Annotated in this window: 18 protein-coding genes and 2 pseudogenes; 10 read left to right on the top strand and 10 right to left on the bottom strand. The window is 40.4% G+C overall.

What is annotated here, in order from left to right:
• Nucleotides 1–45 precede the first annotated feature (45 nt).
• The 4 genes from ACERC5_RS02830 (at nt 46) to ACERC5_RS02815 (ending at nt 4,967) form a co-directional block, all read left to right on the top strand.
• The gene (locus tag ACERC5_RS02830; RefSeq protein ID WP_373660119.1) at nt 46–3,060 is read left to right on the top strand and encodes an SEC10/PgrA surface exclusion domain-containing protein; all 3,015 of its coding nucleotides are present in this window, start codon (nt 46–48) and stop codon (nt 3,058–3,060) included.
• Nucleotides 3,061–3,063: 3 nt separating this feature from the next.
• The gene (locus ACERC5_RS02825; RefSeq protein ID WP_373660118.1) at nt 3,064–3,477 is read left to right on the top strand and encodes a hypothetical protein; all 414 of its coding nucleotides are present in this window, start codon (nt 3,064–3,066) and stop codon (nt 3,475–3,477) included.
• A 101-nt stretch (nt 3,478–3,578) separates the two neighbouring features.
• Entirely contained in the window at nt 3,579–4,646 is a 1,068-nt protein-coding gene (locus tag ACERC5_RS02820) for a Shedu anti-phage system protein SduA domain-containing protein (RefSeq protein ID WP_373660116.1), read from the top strand.
• Between the two features lie 192 nt (nt 4,647–4,838).
• Complete coding sequence (locus tag ACERC5_RS02815) at nt 4,839–4,967, top strand: putative holin-like toxin (RefSeq protein WP_373660138.1); 129 nt, start codon at nt 4,839–4,841, stop codon at nt 4,965–4,967.
• A gap of 471 nt (nt 4,968–5,438) precedes the next feature.
• Here the strand turns inward: ACERC5_RS02815 and xerC are convergent.
• The 4 genes and pseudogenes from xerC to ACERC5_RS02795 all read right to left on the bottom strand — a co-directional run.
• Nucleotides 5,439–5,948, bottom strand: a pseudogene (xerC, locus tag ACERC5_RS02810) (tyrosine recombinase XerC); the annotation flags it as partial.
• 152 nt (nt 5,949–6,100) lie between these two features.
• Nucleotides 6,101–6,571 (bottom strand): hypothetical protein, encoded by a 471-nt coding sequence (locus ACERC5_RS02805; protein ID WP_373657977.1) that lies wholly within the window; start codon nt 6,569–6,571, stop codon nt 6,101–6,103.
• A gap of 12 nt (nt 6,572–6,583) precedes the next feature.
• Nucleotides 6,584–7,447: a hypothetical protein gene (locus ACERC5_RS02800; RefSeq protein WP_373657978.1), complete on the bottom strand. Its 864-nt coding sequence runs from the start codon at nt 7,445–7,447 to the stop codon at nt 6,584–6,586.
• A gap of 195 nt (nt 7,448–7,642) precedes the next feature.
• The gene (locus tag ACERC5_RS02795; protein ID WP_105209103.1) at nt 7,643–8,056 is read right to left on the bottom strand and encodes a hypothetical protein; all 414 of its coding nucleotides are present in this window, start codon (nt 8,054–8,056) and stop codon (nt 7,643–7,645) included.
• Nucleotides 8,057–8,228: 172 nt separating this feature from the next.
• On the opposite strand from ACERC5_RS02795, the gene ACERC5_RS02790 reads away from it, so the two are divergent.
• The 6 genes from ACERC5_RS02790 to ACERC5_RS02765 all read left to right on the top strand — a co-directional run bounded on the left by ACERC5_RS02790 (nt 8,229) and on the right by ACERC5_RS02765 (nt 14,698).
• Nucleotides 8,229–8,870: a hypothetical protein gene (locus ACERC5_RS02790; protein WP_373657980.1), complete on the top strand. Its 642-nt coding sequence runs from the start codon at nt 8,229–8,231 to the stop codon at nt 8,868–8,870.
• A gap of 789 nt (nt 8,871–9,659) precedes the next feature.
• A complete protein-coding gene (gene rpmH, locus ACERC5_RS02785) occupies nt 9,660–9,797 on the top strand; it encodes a 50S ribosomal protein L34 (protein ID WP_018368178.1) in 138 nt (45 codons plus the stop codon).
• Between the two features lie 555 nt (nt 9,798–10,352).
• A complete protein-coding gene (locus ACERC5_RS02780) occupies nt 10,353–11,066 on the top strand; it encodes an adaptor protein MecA (protein WP_373657981.1) in 714 nt (237 codons plus the stop codon).
• A gap of 7 nt (nt 11,067–11,073) precedes the next feature.
• Complete coding sequence (locus ACERC5_RS02775) at nt 11,074–12,252, top strand: glycosyltransferase family 4 protein (RefSeq protein ID WP_373657982.1); 1,179 nt, start codon at nt 11,074–11,076, stop codon at nt 12,250–12,252.
• 421 nt (nt 12,253–12,673) lie between these two features.
• On the top strand, nt 12,674–13,039 hold the full coding sequence (locus tag ACERC5_RS02770; protein WP_018368174.1) for an Asp23/Gls24 family envelope stress response protein: 366 nt from the start codon (nt 12,674–12,676) through the stop codon (nt 13,037–13,039).
• A complete protein-coding gene (locus ACERC5_RS02765) occupies nt 13,040–14,698 on the top strand; it encodes a DAK2 domain-containing protein (RefSeq protein WP_373657984.1) in 1,659 nt (552 codons plus the stop codon).
• Nucleotides 14,699–14,790: 92 nt separating this feature from the next.
• Here ACERC5_RS02765 and ACERC5_RS02760 read toward each other — a convergent pair.
• From ACERC5_RS02760 to ACERC5_RS02735, 6 genes and pseudogenes are all read right to left on the bottom strand, one after another.
• Nucleotides 14,791–14,862, bottom strand: a pseudogene (locus ACERC5_RS02760) (IS3 family transposase); the annotation flags it as partial.
• 360 nt (nt 14,863–15,222) lie between these two features.
• Nucleotides 15,223–16,683 (bottom strand): NCS2 family permease, encoded by a 1,461-nt coding sequence (locus ACERC5_RS02755; RefSeq protein WP_373660115.1) that lies wholly within the window; start codon nt 16,681–16,683, stop codon nt 15,223–15,225.
• Nucleotides 16,684–16,796: 113 nt separating this feature from the next.
• Nucleotides 16,797–17,390 carry a DUF1361 domain-containing protein gene (locus tag ACERC5_RS02750; RefSeq protein ID WP_373657987.1) on the bottom strand — a complete coding sequence of 198 codons (594 nt, stop codon included), beginning with the start codon at nt 17,388–17,390 and terminating at the stop codon, nt 16,797–16,799.
• Nucleotides 17,391–17,392: 2 nt separating this feature from the next.
• Nucleotides 17,393–18,349, bottom strand: a complete 957-nt coding sequence (gene manA, locus ACERC5_RS02745) for a mannose-6-phosphate isomerase, class I (protein WP_373660114.1) — start codon at nt 18,347–18,349, stop codon at nt 17,393–17,395.
• 194 nt (nt 18,350–18,543) lie between these two features.
• A complete protein-coding gene (gene scrK, locus ACERC5_RS02740) occupies nt 18,544–19,434 on the bottom strand; it encodes a fructokinase ScrK (protein WP_373660113.1) in 891 nt (296 codons plus the stop codon).
• Nucleotides 19,435–19,612: 178 nt separating this feature from the next.
• Nucleotides 19,613–21,490, bottom strand: coding sequence for a glucose PTS transporter subunit IIA (locus ACERC5_RS02735; RefSeq protein ID WP_373657991.1), 1,878 nt, complete (start codon nt 21,488–21,490; stop codon nt 19,613–19,615).
• Between the last annotated feature and the right edge of the window lie 70 nt (nt 21,491–21,560).

Raw genomic sequence — 21,560 nt, 5'->3', positions numbered from 1 at the left:
AAACACACAGGAGTTGCCCTTTTAACCAAAAAAAGGGAGGATTTTATGAAACCACTCAAATCCGTAGCCACAGCTACTACTGCCATCACTCTTGCCGCAGTTGCTAACCCAACTGTTCTCGCAGAAGAACTTCAAACTGCACCAGTTGCTGAAACAACTGTCACAGAACAATCGCAACCAACATCTTCAGCTGAAGTGAAGACAGCTCTTGATGCACAAGCTCAAGTTGTCGCATCTACTCAGGCTGAAGCTGATGCTGCACAATCGGTTGCAGATGGTGCTGACAAAGCTGTCACAGACGCTCAAACCGCTGTTGATGATGCTACAAAAGCTCTTGATGACGCTCAAGCTATTGCTAATGCGGCAACTCCAAAAGCTATTGAGGACATCAAAGCTGACCAAGCAACAAATGCTGACGCTCAAAAAGCTAATGTCACTAAAACAGCTGACGTTAATGCAAAAATTGCAGACCAAACTAAGGTTGTAGCTGATTCAAAAGCAAATCTTGACACAGCCCAAGCGTCTAAAAATGACGCTCAAACCCAAGCTGATACAGCTGACAAGGCTAAAGCTGACGCTCAAACTGCTGTTGACACCGCTAAAGCTGATGTTGCAAAAGCCCAAGCTGACGCTTCAAAAGCAACACCACAAGCCATTGCGGCTAACCAAGCTGACCAAGCAGCCAACTTGCAAGACCAAGCTGATAATGCTCGTGATACTGATGCCGTAAACAGCAAAATCACAGCTCAGACTGCTGTTGTCGCAAGCAAACAATCTGATGTCGATTCTGCCCAAGCGGCTCTCGACCAAGCCAATGCTGACTTGAAAGCCAAACAAGATGCCGTTACAGCTGCTCAAAACGCGTTGAACAACACTGGTTTACCAGAAGCTCAAGCTCAACTTGACCAAGCTATTAAAGCCGTACAAACCGCTCAAACCAACGTCCAAGTCGCTCAAGACGCAGTCGCTAAAGCTAAACAGGCTGATGCTGACCGTCAAACACGCATCACTACTGCTCAAACAGACGTTAAAACCAAATCTGACGCTGTTGATACCGCTAAGGCTAAATTAACCACAGCTACTGCTAAGGTTACTCAAACAGATACTGCTGTTAAAACTGCACAAGATGCGGTTAAGAAAGCCCAAGATGCGTTGAATAATGTTGACGTTGTTAATATTGACTTAAGTGTAACACACACTATTACTGACGCAACAAAACAACGTATTGGTGCCAAATCTAACACAATTACCTTTAAAGACGCTTATGATCTCCACTCACAACAAAATAGCCAAGACACAAATCGTGTCCTGACTGGTATGGGTGTTAAGGTAGAAGAAGCCTCAAGCACCTCTATTAGGGTATCAGATAAAAATCGATTTGTCAATTTAGATGCTCTAACAGAAAAAGAATTACTTGAATTAGCCCAATATAACTTACAAGTTATTAATGAAATTCGTCAAAAAATGGGTCTTGCATCATTAACAATTTCAGAAGAAGCTCTCTTAGCAGCTCAACGTCAAGCCCAAAAGTACATTCAACGCAACCAACTAATTCAAGATGCTGGTCACATTGGTCGAGATGATATGTCATCTGAAAACGCGTCAAACATCGTTCCTTATCACAACCATAAGAATGTTAGCATATATGAGGTTAAACAATCAATCTATCAAGCTATGATTGGAATGACATTTGCTGACGCTCCATCTAAATGGGCTCATACTACAAACATTTTTGACACACGTTCATCTCAACTTGGTGTTGCCTTTGCAACATTTGGTGGAAGAACTCATGTCATCAATTTGTTTGGACCATACAACGGCACACCAATCGCCAACCCTAACGACCCAACCACTCTCCAAGCCAACCTCACTCAAGCCCAATCTAACTTAACTCAAGCTCAAGCCGCATCTGCTAATGCTAAAGCAGACTTGACTAAAGCAAGTTCAGACTATGCTACTGCTCTTGACTTGAAGACAAAAGCTGAGAAAGTCTTGGCTGATGCTATGGCAACTCCCCTTCAAACTCAGGTCGCAGAAAACAACCTGCGTCTTGCAACGATTGCTCTTCAAAACGCACAAACTCGCCAAGCTGAAGCTCAACAAGCTGTTAATAACTTCACAGCTGATGTTGCGACCAAACAAGCTAAGTTGGCTGAAGCTCAATCTGCACTCACAACTAGCCAAGCTACTCAGGCAACAGCTACTCAAGAACTTGCAACTGCAAAATCTGCTCTTACAACTGCACAAGCTGAACTTGATGCCCTCAATGCTGAAAAAGCAGAACTCTTGGCAGAAAAAGACCGCTTGGTTGAAGAAGCCAAAGCTCTTGCAGAAGAACTTGACGGCTACATGACCGCTCAAACTCGCTTGACTGAAGCTGAAGGTAAATTGGCAGACGCTGAACAAGCTCTTGTCGATGCAACTGCTAAAGCTGACAGTGCCCATGCTACTCTTGAGGCAAGTATTGCTACTCTTGATTCAGCTAAGGCTGTCCACAAGACTGAAACTGACAAACTTGATGCCTTGAATGCTAAACGAGCTGAATTGTTGGTGAAACGAGCTGACCTTGAAAGTGAAGCCAAAGTGCTTGCTGACAAGTTAGACAAGTACACCAATGCAGACAGCAACCTTGATAAAGCAAAATCTGCCTTTGATGCAGCAAATGCAACTCTTGCAAAAGCCAAACTTGACGCAGAAGCTGCTCACAAGAAAGTTGATGCCATCAATGCCCGCTTGACGGAACAAAAGGCTAAACTCGCAACTCTCCAAGCTCAATACGACAAGTTGAAAGCTGAAGAAGACGCACGCATTGCCCAAGGTGGTACCCGTGTTGACTTGCCAGACGGTGGTAGCGTTGTTGTGGGTGATAGTGGTAAGACGACACCGAAACTTGAGCCAGGGCAAATGCTCAACCCTGATGGCACAATTACCTATTCACGCAAAGCTCGTCAAGCAGCCCTACCCAACACAGGAGAGCAAGAAAGCCTGTTGGCACTCTTTGGTGTGGCGATGCTGTCAAGCCTTGGATTGGCTGGCGGTAGAAGAAGACGGAAGGGATAAGAAATGGGAACTGCAGACATCTTTGGTTTGATACTGTCCTTTGGTTTGTTGATAGCGGTAATCGTGACGGTTGTTTATGCCTACAAGAACATTCCTTTGGTGAGAGGTATATTTACACTTTTTGGAAAGTTATTCTGGGGTATAGGAGCCATTCTCTGGTCATTTTTGAATTACATAGGAAAAAGTGTTGGGAAATCAGTCAATGATTCTGCAAGATTGTCTAACACAACACCGCTCTCAGGTGCTGATTTAGATGCTATTGGTGCTGATAGAGAAGAAAGACGGAGAAATATGCTAGATGCCGAAAAACGAGCTCAACAGGCAGAAACAAGGGCAAGGCAAACACAGCATCACCAAGACCAATTGCGAGCATCGCAAGCAAGGGCTGATGCTGCTAGGGAAAGAGCTAGATATTAACCACTAAAAAATCTTCCTATTCTATTGAGTAGGAAGATTTTTGAATGGAATTAAAAATTATGATAATATTAAAGCAGATACAATTATTAGGAGATTGATTTTTGGATAGAATAGAATTATATAAAAAAAGTAAGTTACTGCGAACTTTTATTACTGGTATAGAAGATACAGGGGATGTAAAATACAACAAAAGCAATTCGATATACGAAATAATAAAGGAAGTAATTTTTGATTTTGAAAAGGGAAAATCAAAAACCAAACTCATAATATACACTTATAATAAAAGAGAAGAATCTCTAGAATTATCGCATTTATTGGAAGGTTCATTTGATGATGATAATGATATTATCAGTGAATTATTGATGTGTAAAATCTATAATGTACCTGTAATACCGAATAATAAATCTTCTGAAACAGAGCTCTTGAGGCTTTATAAAAAGATGTATGATTCTGGTTTTGTACTATTAGATAATGGTGAAAAGAAAAAATATAAAATTGTAGATGAATACAACATAATGAATAGCTCATTATATGGTTCTAATATTAACCATTCACAATTAAGCTATGGGGATTTTGAAATTCTTAAGGAAAAATTAGCAATAGAGATAAAAGAGTATGATTCTGCTTATATCTTAATAAATCACTTAAAGAATGGAATTGATGAGCTGGAAAGAATTCTAACTGTAGATAAGAGAAACGAAAATGATTTACAGAGGTGTATATCAAAATATGCTGTATTATTTGGGACAGAATATATAAAAGTAATTCCAAAATTTAAATTTGGAAGTGAATATGAAACTGACTATGTTCTTCAAAAAAATGATGGACTATATGAAGTTGTTGAACTTGAGGCTAGTACTCATAAATTATTTACAAAGAGTGGGAATCCTTCAAGTTATTTAATTCATGCAGAACAACAAGTTTTTGATTGGTTTGATTGGTTGGAGCGAAATAACCCATATGTTAGAGAAAATCTAAATGATTTATATAGTCCTACTGCTTTTATTGTAATAGGTAGGACAAAAGATTTAAGTGAGGCTGATATAAGAAGATTGAGAAGGAGGAATATTATTTTGAAAAATCATGTAAAGATTCTAACATATGATGATTTATTAAAGAGGGCAAAGGCTCTTCTAGGTTTATTAACTAATGAAAGTCAAAATAATTAGTGGTTTTATCATTAAAAAATCTTCCTATTCTATTGAGTAGGAAGATTTTTGGATTCCTAAACAGGGTTAAAAAGACTTCGCTATTTGAACCTTGTTTAGGAATGAATATGGTATAATGGTCTTGTAGAAAAGTGAAGACGGTGGCTCCTTTATCTGAAAGTGAGGTGATGCCTATGGGCAGTTCATCAAAATCTGACGGAAAGGAGGAGCAATCTTTTGACAGCTTTTGAAGTTGTACAGACGATTTTGGGTTTTGGTATGTTTATCATTGCTCTGATTGGATTGTGCTATAAAATCTTCAAAGACGATAAAAAGAAATAGCCGTCAATACTTTGGAAGAGTAACGGCTATTCTTTAGCATTTACGAGCCACCGTCTTAAACGGTTCTACGTTGAGCTGAGTTCCCGCTCAGCTCTTTTCTATTTCCATTATATCATTTCTAAAATAAATAGCAAGTTTCATCGAATGTGATGGTGGCAATTTTGGGTATTTGATTGCTCGATTAGGTGTTATTTTAGTAAAAATTGCCACCATTTAGATGAAATTACTTGAAATTAGATGAAATAATAAATTTTAAAAACTCGTGAAAACGTTGATGTTAAAGGGTTTTGAAATTTACTGAAATTGGATTAAATTGAACCAGGTCTCAAAAAAGCCCGCAAGGCATCACAATTCTCAAAACGTTAATATTCAGTTATATCAACGTTTCAGAGCACTTTGCGAAGTTTTCGCAAGGTGCTTTTTTCTATGCTTTTTACGAAAGTTTGCCCTAAAAGTTGCCCTAAATTTACCCTATTTATTTTGAATATGTTGATAGGCGAGAGTACCAGCAGATAGAGGAACAACGTTCGAGGTGTTTACATAGGTTTTTGTAGTTGATGTATCGCTATGAGTCAGAGCCTCAGAAATGGCTTCTAGGCTCATTCCTGCCTGCCTAGCAAGTGTAGCACCTGTATGCCTTAGTTTATGTGGTGTGGCATGCTTTAAGCGTGGATGGCGTCTCCTTACTGAGTTCATTTTATTGTTCAGATAATCAACGTGTAATGGGCTATTGACATTCCCTTTTGTATCGATATAAGTAAATACTAGCTGGTCAGGAGTTTGCATAATATCAAATTGTGCTAACTCTTGTTTTTGTTGTATTTTCCATTGGGATAGGAGTGTTACAAGGTAATAAGGGATAGAGAAAATTGTTTTCTTGTTTCCTTTTGTAGATTTCAAGTTTTTATATTTATCAAGAGCATTTTTCAGATTAATTTCTGCCTTGTCTAAATCAATATTTTTCCAATGCAGAGCATAGGTGAATCGGTTACTTGAAATAATGTAATTTCTTGTTAAGTCAGCAACTTGCTTTAATTTAAACATAGGTTATTTCTTTCTTTTGAAACGATATGAGTAGTACAACAACTATACATTTTAGGGAGATAAAAATCTAAACAGCTGAACTGCTTAGATTAGTGTTGTTCTTTCCAGTAGGAATATACAACAAGTTTGATAATATAGCTAAGCCGAGGTAGTCTAATAGCACCGTCTTCTTTCATCAGATTATAGCGAAAATCATCAAGTCCAGCAAGTACATCCTCGTCTAAATAAATACGGGAGGTAACTGTGGTTTCTAAGTTAGGATTAACATTTTTTACGTCTGCTTCCATCTGTTGGCGTAGCTTTTGCCATTTGTCAATTGGATAGTGTCTAGTATTTCGATAGGATTCTTCTATGACACTTCCTATAGAGGCTTTCAGAATGATGTTAAATGAAAGACCATTCAATTCATTGTAGTGATTGGTAAGAAGTGTTTTTTCAAGTTTTTCTAGAAAATCCACTTTATTTAGTTCTTGAATTTTACGTTCTTTTTCTTGAATCAGTTCATCTATCCATACCTTTGCTTCGTATGCAAGGCGGACACTCTTATATACCCTAGTCATACATTTTCCTTTCTAAAGTTCGTTTGAGAATTTAATTCTATCCATTGTTTCAAGATCTGTATAGAAGTTGAAATCTGTTTTATTTAGTTTATTACAAATTTGTTTAATCATATACTTGCCACGTTCTTCGATCCGCTCATTGACTTTTTTAAGAAAAACTGGATAATTTTCTTTTTTTGGAAGGATTTTTTTATCGTGACCTTCCCAAAATAATTCTACATTGTATTCGGTATTAACGTAAGGTTGTAAGTAGTATGTTTCAACAAAATTGGTCCATGCGTCAGGAGACAAAATATTTAACCATTCTTGTAATGACAGTAAAGTTATATCCCAATAGTCCCTAGAAAAATAATATCGACCTGTGTTCATCCAGCTGGGAAGGACAGTAAAATTTCCAATTGTATGGGTTAAGGTTGCAAACTTTTGGAAATCATCTAAATTATTTTGAATGTTATCAAACATTAAATAGTTTTGACTTTGATAGAGGGTAGAATATGAAATATGGCGTTCTTTTTCTTTTATTCCTAATACTTTTGATAAAGTGCCATAATCAGAACTATCTTTTATAGCTTCGTTAAAAGTTGTAATAAAGGAATTCATCGCTTCCCCTCTAATAATGTCTTTTACTGAATTTTGCCAACCTAACATTTGATATAAGTAGAATGCTTCTTTATCGCAATCAGCATATTCACCACTTTTTCCTGTAACACAAAATTCAGTTGGTTTTTTTAATTCATAAGACTTGTATTTTAGAATGTTACAAAGATTATTTGTTGATAAATCATCAGAATAACAATTCTTGAAATCCCATAACCACGGTTTGATATTTTGACTATCGCAGTACTTAAGCCATTTAATAATTTTTTTGTTTTCCATAGGAATCCTCCTGAAAAATGTGTTAACACCACTATACATATACTATACCACAAATTTAGTAGATTTCAATTATTTTTTAAAAAAATAAAAAATTTTTTTCTTTTTTCTATAGTAAATAATGTGTTGTAATGAAAAAAGCAATTTTCAATATATAAAAATAGCATTTCATTTAGAATGAAGTGCTTAAACAAGATCTTATAGATATTTTATTTGGAGATATTGGTTTTTATGATTCTTAATTGTAAAATGTTTTTTAAGATGAAGCAACTGGTCTAATTGAATATTTCCAGCAATTATTGCCCCTTCATTTTTTTGACTGATTCCAAAACAGGCGAACCATTCACCATTAGTGGAAGTTGACAGCATATCTGTACTAAAGTATGCTTTATATTCTTCATGATTTGGAAGAGAACGAGGGTCAGGAATCACGAGAACATCATTGCTAAAAATATATTCAAAATCATTACCTCCCTCAACCCATTTATCTAGAACTGGAAAAACAAAATCAGATTCTGAATAGTCTAGAAGAGTATTATAAGCTACTACGCTATCATCTTTGATTTTAAAAACTAGGATATTTGGCTTATCTAAAAATGTTATTGAAGTCATAGTTCCTCCTCTCAAGTTTTAATAAAAGATATTTTTAGGCTTTTAATATTTACAGTGAAAGTAGATATTATTTTTACTATAATTATATCATAAAAGCGCTTGTAATCTAACTGTTTTTTTTTCTATACTGATTGGGAAAAAGTATAAAAATAATTAAAAGGTGGTAGAATATATGTCTGATAATAAATTACAACAAATATGGAGTTCTGCGAAAACTTCAGAAGCATTGATTGAACGTTTAAAGGAAAGTGATTCATTGGAATATATTGATAAAAATAAAATTTTTTCCTGTACAATTTATAAAGAAGCATGGGATGAGGTAGAAAAAACTGGACCTAACGGAATAAGAGGAAATATTAAGACGGCTTTTACGAATAAAGAGCTTTCTGACATAACTGGGTTAGAATCTTCGAATGGTTCTAATATTAATTTTGTATTTATTGGTATTAGTTCTTTCGGTGATATTATTGAAGTTGGAAAATCTAGTATAGACGGTGACTGGGCAAATAAAATATATTTTGAAAAAGGTGTGTCAATTGAATACCTTGAGTATATAATAGAAAAAACTTTGGAATCTTCACCCAAAATGAAAGCTAAAGAATTGTTAAATATCCTATCTCTAAACCTGAATAAGTTTTATGAACGTATGATTATACTTCCTATTATCTCTGATCAAAATACAGATGATGATATTGCTATACAAATGGAAAAAGTTGTAGGTAATCATGTGGCTATACCGTTTATAAAGGATAATAAGAATATTAAGTTTGTTCGACCAAATAGTCATAATGGTGGAGCGAAAAATACAAAATAATACACTAACTTATCTTTTACCTTTTTTAGTGTGAAGGGAGTCACGCAATAAAAACTTAAAATACCATCCTTACTTTTGAGAGTAGAGATGGTATTTGAATTTACTCATATCAGTTTAGGAAATAGGGCAAATTATTGATATACCTGACTCGTATTATCTTAATTTTATGGTAAAATTGCCCTATTTAGATAAAACTATTTGAAATTCATTAAAAGTTTGTAAGAAAATTTAGACCCCAAATAGCTTAAATAAAGGAATATGAGCTAGTTTAGATATTGGATTAGCCAAACCAGGTCTTAAGAAAGCTCGTAAAGCTTCACAATTCTCAAAACGTTAATATCAGCGATATATCAACGTTTCAAACGCCTTTTGGTTCACACCATCAGGCGTTTTTTAATGTTTTTTTAGCAAAGTTCACACCACTTTTCACACCAAATTCACACCATTTAATTTTATAGTTATCGGCAGGCAATCTCTCCAACTGTAATAGGACTCAGCTTTGTAATCACCCCTGTGGGGGTGTATTAACAGTGTTTATTTCTGAAATAATTATTTAGCAGAATGATTAGGAAACAATATTAAATGCTATAAGCACATAACGAATCTGAGCATTCGAAAACATCAAGGAACAAAAATAGCCCAAGAAATTTTTCAGGCTTATGGCGTGAAAAATAGAGAACTTCTCTTGACAAGAATAGATTTTTACGGTAGACTATTTAGGTATGTTTAGTAACTGATATCACAATAGCCGGCTAAACGAATACGAAAATTCTAGAGGAGGTATTCATCGTGAAACGTACTTTTCAACCAAGTAAAATCCGTCGTGCACGTAAACACGGTTTCCGTAACCGTATGTCTACTAAAAATGGACGTCGTGTCTTAGCAGCTCGTCGTCGCAAAGGCCGCAAAGTTCTAGCGGTAGCATAAGACAGATGAAACCACCGAAAACTCGAGTTCGGTGGTTTTTTGATGGAAGAATTTAAGTCAAAAAATATAAAGTGAACTTCAGGTAACTAGCTATTTTTATCCGATGTAGTGACAGCTTATGCGAGTGATGATAACGATGTTAGCCCGGTAGTTTTATCTCTAGCTCTGCCAGCAGTTTTAAGCATTAAATGGTTTTTCTTTGAAAAATACCCTAAAATTGACAATCATAAAAATGGTGGTGACATCTTGAATACTGGACGAGCGGGGATATGATGTGGCATGCGAATGAGACAACAGCAAGATGTCTCATCTCAGAGTTAATTGCTAAGTCGCTGATGAACAGTTATAAAAGAGACTAGGCTTGGTAATATGGACTTGTTAGTGACCAGCATGAGCGACGCTAACTGTCGAACGGACCGCTCAGCTCCATGTTGGCAATAAAAAGAAAGCTAAAAGAGGTCAGGATTGCATGCGTACTTAGCATTGTCATCCTAAAAATGACTTTTAGCTTAAAATATGGTATACTATAGGGACGATGTGATTGCGAGGTGAAAAATGAAAGCAAAGCAAATCAGTGAAACAACGTTTAAAATTACGATTAGTATAAAAGATTTAGAAGATAGGGGCTTGGAACTAACTGATTTTATCATGCCGCAAGAAAGAACGGAAGAATTTTTCTATGCCATGCTAGAAGAAGTTGATTTGCCTGATGCCTTTAAGCAAAGTGGCATGCTCAGTTTTCGGGTGACACCAAAGCCGGATAAGGTGAATATTTTTGTCACCATGTCTGAAGTTGCGACAGATTTCTCGATGGCCGATTTGTCTAATTTTGAAGATTTAGCTCATCTGACACCTGAAGAAATTTTCAAGAAAATCGAGCAAAAAGTTTCCGAAAATGGAGACTCGGAAGCCCTGCAGCGATTAGCTCAAGCTGAGGAACAAGACATGGAAGAGGCTGACGAGCTGGGAATTATTTCAGATTTTACGCACTATGTCTTGTCATTTGAACAGCTGTCAGATGTTATCGCATTTGCGAAAATGGTTGACTATCCTGTTGAAGCGGCTGAATTATATAAATTTCAAGGCACGTATCGCCTGACGGTATTGATTTACGTCAAAAACCGGCCAGAAGCTTATCCACACCAGATTTATGCGAGATTGTTAGAACATGCGACTGAAGCCTCTGAGACTAGAGCTTACTTGAGGGAGCACGCAATATCGCTTAGGGAAGGCGACGTCCTCGCAGAGTTAGCAAGTATAAGGGGCTAAGAATCATATGGTATCATTTTCTATAGAATATGTCCTCGTTCTTATCGCTACCTTGCTCCTATCCTTAATCGCTACGCCGCTCGTCCGTTTCCTAGCCCTGCGTGTAGGTGCAACTGATCAGCCTAATGCGAGACGTATCAATAAAAAACCCATGCCAAGCAGTGGTGGATTAGCCATTATTTTTGCCTTTGTGGTGTCAACGCTGCTCTTGATGCCCTTGGTTTTGCCCATCAAAGAGGGCTTTGCCTCCTATGTTGACTACATTTTTCCTGTTGTCTTGGGCGGTCTTGTTATCGGTATAACAGGTTTTATAGATGATATTTATGAAATTAAGGCGATTTACAAAATGTTAGGAATTGTTGTGGCTGCGATTCTGGTTTATCACTTAACTGATTTTCGCTTTGACAGCTTCAAAATTCCTTTTGGTGGTCCTCTATTGCAGTTTGAGCCGTGGCTGACCTTCATTTTAACCATTTTTTGGATTGTTGGCATTACAAATGCAATCAACTTTTTAGATGGTCTAGATGGCTTAGTGTCTGGGGTGTCAATGATTACCTTAACGACGCTCGGTTTGGTCTCAAACTTTTTCCTCTTTGAGAGTGATTTGTACCTTACCCTAACCATCTTTATTCTGATTGCAGCCATTATTGGTTTCTTTCCTTACAACTATCACCCGGCCATCATTTATCTGGGTGATACAGGTGCCCTGTTTATCGGCTTCATGATTGCTGTACTGTCCTTGCAGGGGTTGAAGAATGCAACAGCAGTTGCTGTCGTGTCACCGGTTTTGATTTTAGGTGTGCCGATTATTGATACAGCGCTGGCGATTATTCGCCGTCAGTTGTCGGGCAAAAAATTCTATGAGCCAGACCGCATGCATCTACATCACCGTTTGTTAGTGCTTGGCTTTACCCATCGTGGAGCAGTCTTAGTCGTCTATGGACTGACCCTCCTGTTTTCAATAGCCTCCCTCTTGTTGAATGTTTCCAGCCGATTTGGCGGGATTTTACTCATGTTTGGCGTCTTATTAGGGGTTGAGTTGCTGGTTGAGAACTTACGAATCTTAGGGCAAAACCGCACCCCTTTGATGACAACGTTACGTTTTATCGGCAATAGTGATTTTAGACAAGAACAGCTAGCCATGAGGAAACATCAAAAACGCCAACGTCAAAATAAGAAACCATAGAGATGCTAGAACAAACACCCAGGCTGGGGTTGCCATCACTCAGCAGATACGAAAACTAAGCCCAGCCCTCATTAGGTGTGTAATCCTAGTGAGGGCTTTATGGTTGATTTTTTATTGGCATTAAGTGCCAGAAGATAAACGGATTTATTCTATTGACGGAAAACCAACATTATCGCCTCTGGTATGAGTATAAAAAAAACAAGGATACTACGAATGATACCTTAGCCTATCAAAAAGTTATGGTTGGTGATTTTAGTCATCTTGTGCTATAATGAGATGATAGGAACATTTAGCAGTGCTGGATGTTTCGCTGGCTACTTGTTAAAAATGATGTGATTTCTTCTAAAAAATGTTGAGTCACTTCGTTTAGATGAGTATGCGACTTGCTTATAGCAAAATATGATAGAAAAAGGTAATGGTGATGACTGTAAAAATCAATACCAAAGACGGTCAAATTGAACTGTCAGATGATGTGATTGCGACGGTTGTTGGCGGAGCAACCACAGAGATTTTTGGGGTGGTTGGCATGGCTAGTCGTGCTGCTCTGAAGGATAATGTACAAGCACTTTTGCGCCGTGAAAATTACGCCAAAGGTGTTGTGGTAAAATCCATTGAAGAAGGCATAAGTGTAGATGTCTATACCGTTCTTAGCTATGGCGTTAAAATCAGCGAGGTAGCAAAAAACATTCAGGAACGGGTGCAATTTGCGTTGGAAAATCAGCTGGGCATTAAGGTCAACGCTGTTAACATCTATGTTCAAAACATTAAGGTAGCAGGAGATAACTAAGTGACTAAGATTACAACAAGTGTATTGCAAGATATGGTGCAAGCAGCTAGTACTCGCTTGGGTAACCAGGTGGAGTATGTCAACTCCTTAAACGTCTTTCCAGTTCCAGATGGTGACACAGGGACAAACATGGGAATGACCATGGATAATGGTGCTAAAGAAGTTGCAGACAAACCAGCCTCAACGGTTGGACAAGTTGGACAAATTTTATCCAAAGGCCTCCTCATGGGTGCACGTGGAAACTCTGGGGTGATTACCTCCCAGCTTTTCCGTGGCTTTGCACAATCAATCAAAGATAAGACCGAGCTTGATGGTAAGGATTTGGCACACGCCTTTCAGAATGGTGTTGAGGTTGCTTATAAGGCTGTGATGAAGCCTGTTGAGGGAACGATTTTAACGGTTTCAAGAGGTGCTGCTACAGCGGCTCTAAAGAAAGCAGAGCAAACAGATGATGCTGTCGAAGTGATGCGTGCAACCGTTGAAGGTGCTAAGCGTGCTCTGGCTAAAACACCAGACCTCTTGCCAGTGCTCAAAGAAGTTGGCGTCGTTGACTCAGGCGGTCAAGGTCTCGTTTACATCTATGAAGGTTTCCTAGCTGCTCTTACAGGTGACTATGTCGCCTCAGAGGACTTCAAACCGACCCCAGCTAATATGGGAAGCATGATTAATGCCGAGCATCATAAATCTGTAGCTGGTCACGTTGCAACTGAGGACATCAACTTTGGTTACTGTACAGAGATTATGGTCGCTCTGGGACAAGGACCGACTTATGTTAAAGAGTTTAACTACGAGGAGTTTCAGGGCTACTTGAGCACACTGGGCGATTCGCTTCTTGTTATCAATGATGATGAAATTGTCAAAGTTCATGTGCACACAGAAGACCCAGGTCTCGTTATGCAAGAAGGTCTCAAATACGGTATGTTGGTTAAAGTTAAAGTTGACAACATGCGTGAGCAGCATTCTGCTGAATTACAAAAGTCAACCGCTCCAGCTGCACCGAAGAAAGACTATGGTATTATCGCAGTAGTTGCAGGTCAGGGTTTGGCAGATATTTTCACTTCACAAGGTGTAGACTATATTATCTCAGGTGGTCAAACCATGAACCCATCGACAGAGGATATTGTCAAAGCTATAGAAGCAGTCAACGCAAAACAGGTGATTATCCTACCAAACAACAAAAATATTTTTATGGCCGCCCAATCAGCGGCAGATGTTGTTGACATCCCAGCAGTTGTTGTTGAAACTCGAACTGTTTCACAAGGCTTCACCAGTCTGTTGGCCTTTAACCCAGAAGCTAGCTTGGAAACAAATCAGGCTGCAATGACGGATAGCTTATCAACTGTGACTAGCGGTAGCGTCACTTTGGCAGTACGCGATACAACAATTGATGGCTTGGATATTCATGAAAATGATATTCTGGGTATGGTTGATGGTAAGATTCTGGTATCCACACCAGACATGGAAGAAGCACTGCGTGCGACCTTTGATCAGATGATTGATGAGGATAGCGAAATTGCAATGATCTACATCGGTGAAGAAGGCGACCAAGAGGTGGCAGAAGATTTGGCAACTTATCTGGAAGAAAAGTATGAGGATATAGAAGTTGAGATCCATCAGGGAGACCAACCTGTTTATCCGTACTTGTTCAGTGTTGAATAGCTCAAAGCTCCAATCTTGTTTGGAAGATTATAGAACTACAAAGCGAGGTTGGGACGAACGTGAACTGCACTCCAAAAGTTGGACAAGAAATATTATTGAAAGGATTTGGTTCTGTATTGCACAGGACTAAGTCCTTTTAGTTTTGTCTTAATGCGTTTATTGTTTTGTAATGGCTTATTCAGTTGTACACAAACGGAGATGGAAAACGGATTTACAGATTAGTTTAAGACGTCAGTTCACCAGTTTCTCGAAGATTTTATAGTAGTGTCTCGATAAAGGATAAGTGATGTTGGTTAATGTGAACTCTTAATTAAAGACTTAATTTCTGGAGTGGGACTAGGATTGGCACAGTCGGTTCTGAATGAGAAAATACTGACAAATGATAGGCGTGAGTAAAGAGAGTCTTCTATAAACTGAGTGTAAAAGAAATCTGGCGTTTTATTTCTCAGATGTTAGGCTTAAGAGATGAAAAAAGCCCGATTTGGGCTTTTTCGTATCTCTAATTAACTGTGTGGAAGAGTCACTTACAACTTGGTCAAGATGATAAAGTTCAGGATAAAGAGGGTAGTTGCACCCCACAGGATTGGGTGAACATCTTTGGCTTTGCCGGTGACAATCTTGACTAGGCAGTGAAGGATAAAGGCTGCTGCAATCCCATAAGAAATGCTGAAACTCATGGCCATGAAAACAGCTGCAAAGAAGGCTGGAAGAGCTTCCTCAAAGTTATTCCATTCGACATCAAGGAAGGACGACACCATCATGACCCCAACGATGATCAAGGCAGGTGCGGTTGCTGCAGCTGGGACAAGACCTGCAACAGGAGCCAGTAAAGTTGATAGAACAAACAAAGCAGCTGTCATCACCGCTGTCAAGCCTGTTCGACCACCAGCCGCAATACCTGCAGCAGACTCGACATAAGTTGTTGTGTTTGATGTGCCGAAAATCGCACCGATAGAGGTTCCGATGGCATCTGCAAAGAGGGCTTTATCCATCTTAGAGTTGAACCCCGAACTGGTTTCAAGGGCACGTTCATCCTCTTCAGAGAAGATACCTGTCTTGCGACCAGTTCCGATAAAGGTTCCCAAGGTGTCAAAGGTATCTGACAGACTAAAGGCAAAAATCGTCATGAGAACCGTTGGGAGCTTAGCTGGGTCACTGAAGAGTGAGCCCATACCGTCAAAGGCTGCAAAGGTTGTTGTGCCAAGTTCAGCAAAAGCATCCGCAAGGCTATTTTCCGCTAGATTGATGGCTGAAAAATCAACGACACCAAAAGGAATACCCAAGAGGGTAGTTGCCACGATACCGATTAAAATCGCTCCGCGGACATTTTTGACGACAAGGATAGCTGTCAGCATCAAACCGAAGACTGCCAATAAAACACTGGGTTCAGTGAAAGTCGTAATAGAAGGCACAACCCCTCCACCAGCTAGAACTGAATAGACACCATTTTCAAAGGTTGCGGCAGTTGCTTCAGCAGGTGCAACGCCATTAACCGTGATAATATCGCTCCCTGAGGTCAAGAAAGTAATCAGATTAGCGTTTTTGAATCCAAGATAGGCGATAAAGACACCGATACCACCGCCGATGGCATGTTGAAGACCTAGCGGAATTGATTTAATGATACTCTTACGAACCTTGGTTACTGTGATAAAAACATTAAACAAGCCACAGATAAAGACCATTGCCAAGGCTTCTTGCCAGGTAAAACCAAGCCCAAAGACGACCGTATAGGTGAAAAAGGCGTTTAGACCCATCCCTGGAGCCAAAGCGTAAGGCACATTGGCAAAGAGTCCCATAATCAAGGTAGATACCGCAGAGGCAATAATTGTCGCCAAAAAGACCGCTTGAGATGGCATACCAGCGGCACTCAAGACACTAGGGTTGACGAACAAAATATAAGACATAGCAAAAAATGTTGTAATCCCTGCCATGATTTCAGTTGTTGTATTCGTTCCATGCTCTTTGAGCTTGAAAAACTTATCCATGTTCAACAGAACTCCTTAAAATCGTATATTTTCCTAAAAGGGAGTTTTTATTATAACGCAAGAAAAAACCTTTTTCAAGGTTTTTTTGTTATTTTTTGTGTATCGTTCGCTTTTTACCTGTCGTCTTCCATGAAAATTAGCACCATAATTTGGATAAAGGTAAATCCGATGATAAATGGCAGAGCTTCACGGCTGACAACTGCTAGCATTTCATCGATGACCAGCTTTGGACGGGTCAAAATATCCCAAGAATTGAGCCTAGCGTAACGTCCGATATGAATGGCAAAGCTGGACACACTAGACAAAATGACAATCAAACCCCACCTCAGATAAGGTTGTCGAATTTTTAAGCTCTCAAAGGCATAGCGTACGCTTAGTACCCCTGAGAAGACTCCCAGCAAGATACTAGGCACATAGAGCATAAAGAGAATCATGCTAGAGCGCTCCCAAAGCACGGTTGAGGTAAAGTGCATGTGAACAATATCCGTCAGCATATAAAAGGTATTTGGAAAGAAGAAGAACCAAGCGAGCAGAAAGGGCAGGCGAACATACCACTTGCTTGTACTGGTAGCAACTGCCGAACAGTTCAGAGCGATGAGTGACAAGCCCATGTTCCACGTCAGGTTGGGACCTGTAAAGTTAATGTAGAGCATACTTGCTGCCAAAGCCAGAAAGCAGAGATGAATCACAACTAATTTTCGAAGCATTTTTAGTCCTCTTTCTCATTGACATGGCTGGCGATCAGTGTCATATCTCCGTCAAATGCCCAAGCCATCACATCATTTGGCAAAATGAAATGGTCTCCTTTTGTCAGTTGATAAATCGTGTCCTCAATTTTTAACTGACCATCACCGTCTAAAACACTGATAAGGAGGTAAGGCGCTGTTTGAGTCATCTTGACTTCACCTGTAATGTCCCACTTGTAAACGGTAAAAAAGCTGTTGCTGACAAAAACCGTTGTCGTGAGGTGCTCAAGCTCCAAGCGAGCTGGTGTCGTGTTGAGGGGCTTTCCAATCGTTGCCACGTCAATCGACTTGGACAAGTGAAGTTCGCGTAAATGACCTGCATCATCACGTCGGTCGAAATCGTAGACCCGATAGGTGGTATCGCTTGACTGCTGGGTCTCCAGAATCATAATCCCTTTCCCAATCGCATGAATGGTTCCTGCTGGCACATCAAAAAAATCTCCAGCTTTGACAGGGACATGTGTCAGCAGCTTATCCCAATCGCCTGCCTCGATACGTTCAGCTAATTCCTCACGGCTGGTCGCTTCATGTCCGTAGATAATCTCTGCACCTTCGTCTGCTGCGATCACATACCAGCACTCTGTTTTGCCAAGCTCACCTTCATGTGCCAGACCATAGGCATCATTAGGATGAACCTGAACACTTAACCAGTCATTGGCATCTAAAATTTTAGTTAAGAGGGGAAAGACTGGGCTTTTTGGGTAACCAAAAAGATCGGGGCGCTCGGCATAAAGGGTGTCCAGCGCTTGTCCAGCTAAGGCACCGTTTGAGACAACTGATACACCATTGGGATGAGCGGAAATTGCCCAATATTCGCCAATCTTATCATTTGGCAAGGTATAGCCAAATACATCGCGTAAGCGATGACCACCCCAGATTTTTTCCTGCAAGACGGACTTAAAAAATAATGGTTGTGGCATAATAACTCCTTGAATGATTTTCTTGATTGTAGCATATTTTGAGGCATTTGGAAAGTCTGACCCTTTTGGGCAATAGCAGAGCGACGACCCGGTACCAGATGTTACTCTAAATTAGACTTGTCTACTCATTAGGTCGCTCTGCAATCTTCCAAAAGAAAAACAGACCGACCATAGATCGAATCTGTTTTTGGATCTTAGATGGCGCCCTCGTCTTCGGGAGCAATGTTCATCGCCAAGGCGAAGTTTCCGATGATTGCAGAGCCGTTTTCTGGCACAATCGGGGTCACGATATAATCCTCAACCGCAGGTACTGGCAGGTAGCCGTTGAGGAGCTGGCTAAAGTAATCCCGCACGCGTTTGAGCATGTGGTCTTGAGCCATGACGCCACCACCGAAGACGATAACCTCTGGGCGGAACATCATGGTTGCCTGAATGGCAGCTTGGGCAATGTAATAGGCTTGTTTATCCCAAACATCACTATCTAGTGGGATGTGTTCCCCACGGATACCGGTTCTGGCCTCAAGAGATGGACCGGCTGCCAACCCTTCGAGGCAGTTTTTGTGAAATGGGCAAATCCCTTCAAATTCGCCTTCCTCTGGATGGATAGCCATATAGGTGTGTCCCATCTCGGTATGCCCAATACCACCGATGAACTGTCCATTCATGTAAGCCCCAGCGCCAATGCCTGTGCCGATCGTGTAGTAGACCAAGTTTTCGACGCCATCGCGGGAAATAACTTCGCCATAAGCAGACGAGTTAACATCCGTCGTAAAGTAAATCGGCACATTAAGAGCCTTTTTCATAGGACCAATCATATCGGCATTAGACCAATGTGATTTTGGAGTTGTTGTCACGTAACCGTAGGTCGGTGAGTTTTCATCAATATCAATAGGACCAAAAGACCCCACCGCAATAGCCTCTAATGCCTCAAATTGTTCAAAAAAGGCAATCACTTGGGCAATGGTCTCATCAGGAGTGGTCGTTGGGAACTGGGTTTTAGCCACCACGTCAAAATCGCTGTTGCCGACAGCACAGATAAACTTGGTGCCACCAGCTTCCAGACTACCGTAAAGTTTTGTTGTCATCGTCTTCCTTTCTATCTCTGAAGAATATGTTCTTGTCAGAACAGAGACGCTCACTTTAGGACAAGTATTGGCGCCATCTCTGATCTGACTATCAGAGCGTTGACAGTGCTGTTTACTTGTTCTAAAACAGTCTCTAGTCTAACAAGCAAGGCTAGGACAATGCCTAGCCTTGGGAATATTAGTTGCTCAAGGCAATCAAGTCTTGACCAACAGTCACTGTACCGTCTGCAAGTGGGGTCACTTGGGCATAGGCATCTGTGTTTGTGATGATAATCATGGTTGTGTCATCAAGACCTGCCGCTGCAATTTTCGCAGAATCAAAGGTAGCGATGACATCACCAGCCTTAATGGTTTGACCTGCTTTAACCTTAGGCTCAAAACCATCACCAGCCATTGACACGGTATCGATACCGATGTGAATCAGGATATCAGCACCCTTGTCAGACTGGATACCGTAGGCATGCCCAGTTTCAAAGGCCACAGAAACCGTTCCATCAGCTGGAGCGTAAACGGTATTAGCACTAGGTTTGATGGCAATTCCTTGCCCCATAGCACCGCTAGAAAAGACTGGGTCATTAACGGTTGCAAGAGCTACCGCTTGCCCAGCAAGTGGGCTAACAAGCACCTCATCTTTAGAGGTCACTTCAGCTGCGGGTGCTTGTACTGGTGCAACTGAAGGACTAGGCTTTTTTACAGCAGCCTCATCTTCAAAACCAAAGAAGTAAGTGAAGGCAAATCCAAGTGCAAATGAAACAGCTACCATAAGGAGGTATTGGAACAACTGACCATTACCCAGGTAGAGGGTAGTACCAGGGATGATGGTGACACCTGAACCTGTACCAGCCAAACCAAGGATAGAAGCCAACATACCACCTAGCGCACCTGCACCGAGTGACAAGAAGAATGGTTTACGGTAACGCAAGTTAACACCGAAGATAGCAGGCTCAGTAATACCCAAGAAGGCTGCAAGAGCTGCTGGGAAAGCAAGAGCTTTCAGTTTCGCGTCTTTTGTTTTCACACCAACCGCAACAGTTGCCGCACCTTGAGCCGTCATAGCTGCTGTGATGATAGCGTTGAATGGGTTGAGGCCAGAGTCAGCCAAGAGTTGGATTTCAAGCAAGTTGAAGATGTGGTGTACACCTGAGACCACGATGATTTGTTGCGTACCACCGATAATCAGACCGCCAAGACCAAATGGCAAAGCAAGCAGAGCCTTAGTCGCAGCCAAGATGTATTCTTCTACCACGTGGAAGACTGGACCGATGACAAACAAGCCCAGGATAGACATCACAAGAAGGGTGATGAATGGCGTTACCAAGAGGTCAAGGACTTCTGGGACAACCTTGCGGACAGCTTTTTCAAACTTAGCACCGACCACACCAATCACGAAGGCTGGCAAAACAGAACCTTGCAAACCAACAACTGGGATGAAGCCGAAGAATTTCATGGCTTCCACATCACCGCCTGAAGCAACCGACCAAGCGTTAGGGAGTTGACCAGCAATCAACATTGAACCAAGAACGAGACCGATGGTTTGGTTGCCACCAAATACACGGAAAGTTGACCAAACAACGAGAGCTGGCAAGATGATGAAGGCCGTGTCTGTTAAGATTTGTGAGTAAACCAAGAGATCGCCTTCAAGTGGCATGTTCAAGGCAGCCAAGAGTCCACGCAGACCCATGAACAAACCAGTCGCTACGATAGCTGGAATGATTGGGACAAAGACGTCACCAAAGGTACGGATAGCACGTTGGAACCAGTTGCCTTGCGCAGCAGCTTCCGCTTTTTGCTCACCAGTTGTTGCGGTTGGCAAGCCAAGGCCAACGACTTCATCGTAAATTTTGTTAACAGTACCTGTACCGAAAATCAGCTGGTACTGACCTGAGTTAAAGAAAGCGCCTTTAACCTTGTCGATGTTTTCTGCTTTTTCTTTGTCAATTTTCGCTTCATCAACGACCATGACACGCAGACGAGTTGCACAGTGGGCAACGCTCTTGATGTTCTCGCGACCACCCAGAGCCTCGATCACTTCTTTTGCAATTTGTTTGTTATCCATTGCAAGATGTCTCCTTAAAATTTTTTCGTTCTGAAAACGTTTTTGGTTTTCGTTACCCTTTTATTTTATC

Source organism: Streptococcus sp. E24BD, assembly GCF_041807825.1.
Lineage (GTDB): Bacteria > Bacillota > Bacilli > Lactobacillales > Streptococcaceae > Streptococcus > Streptococcus entericus.
This window is presented reverse-complemented; position numbering and strand designations above follow the sequence as displayed.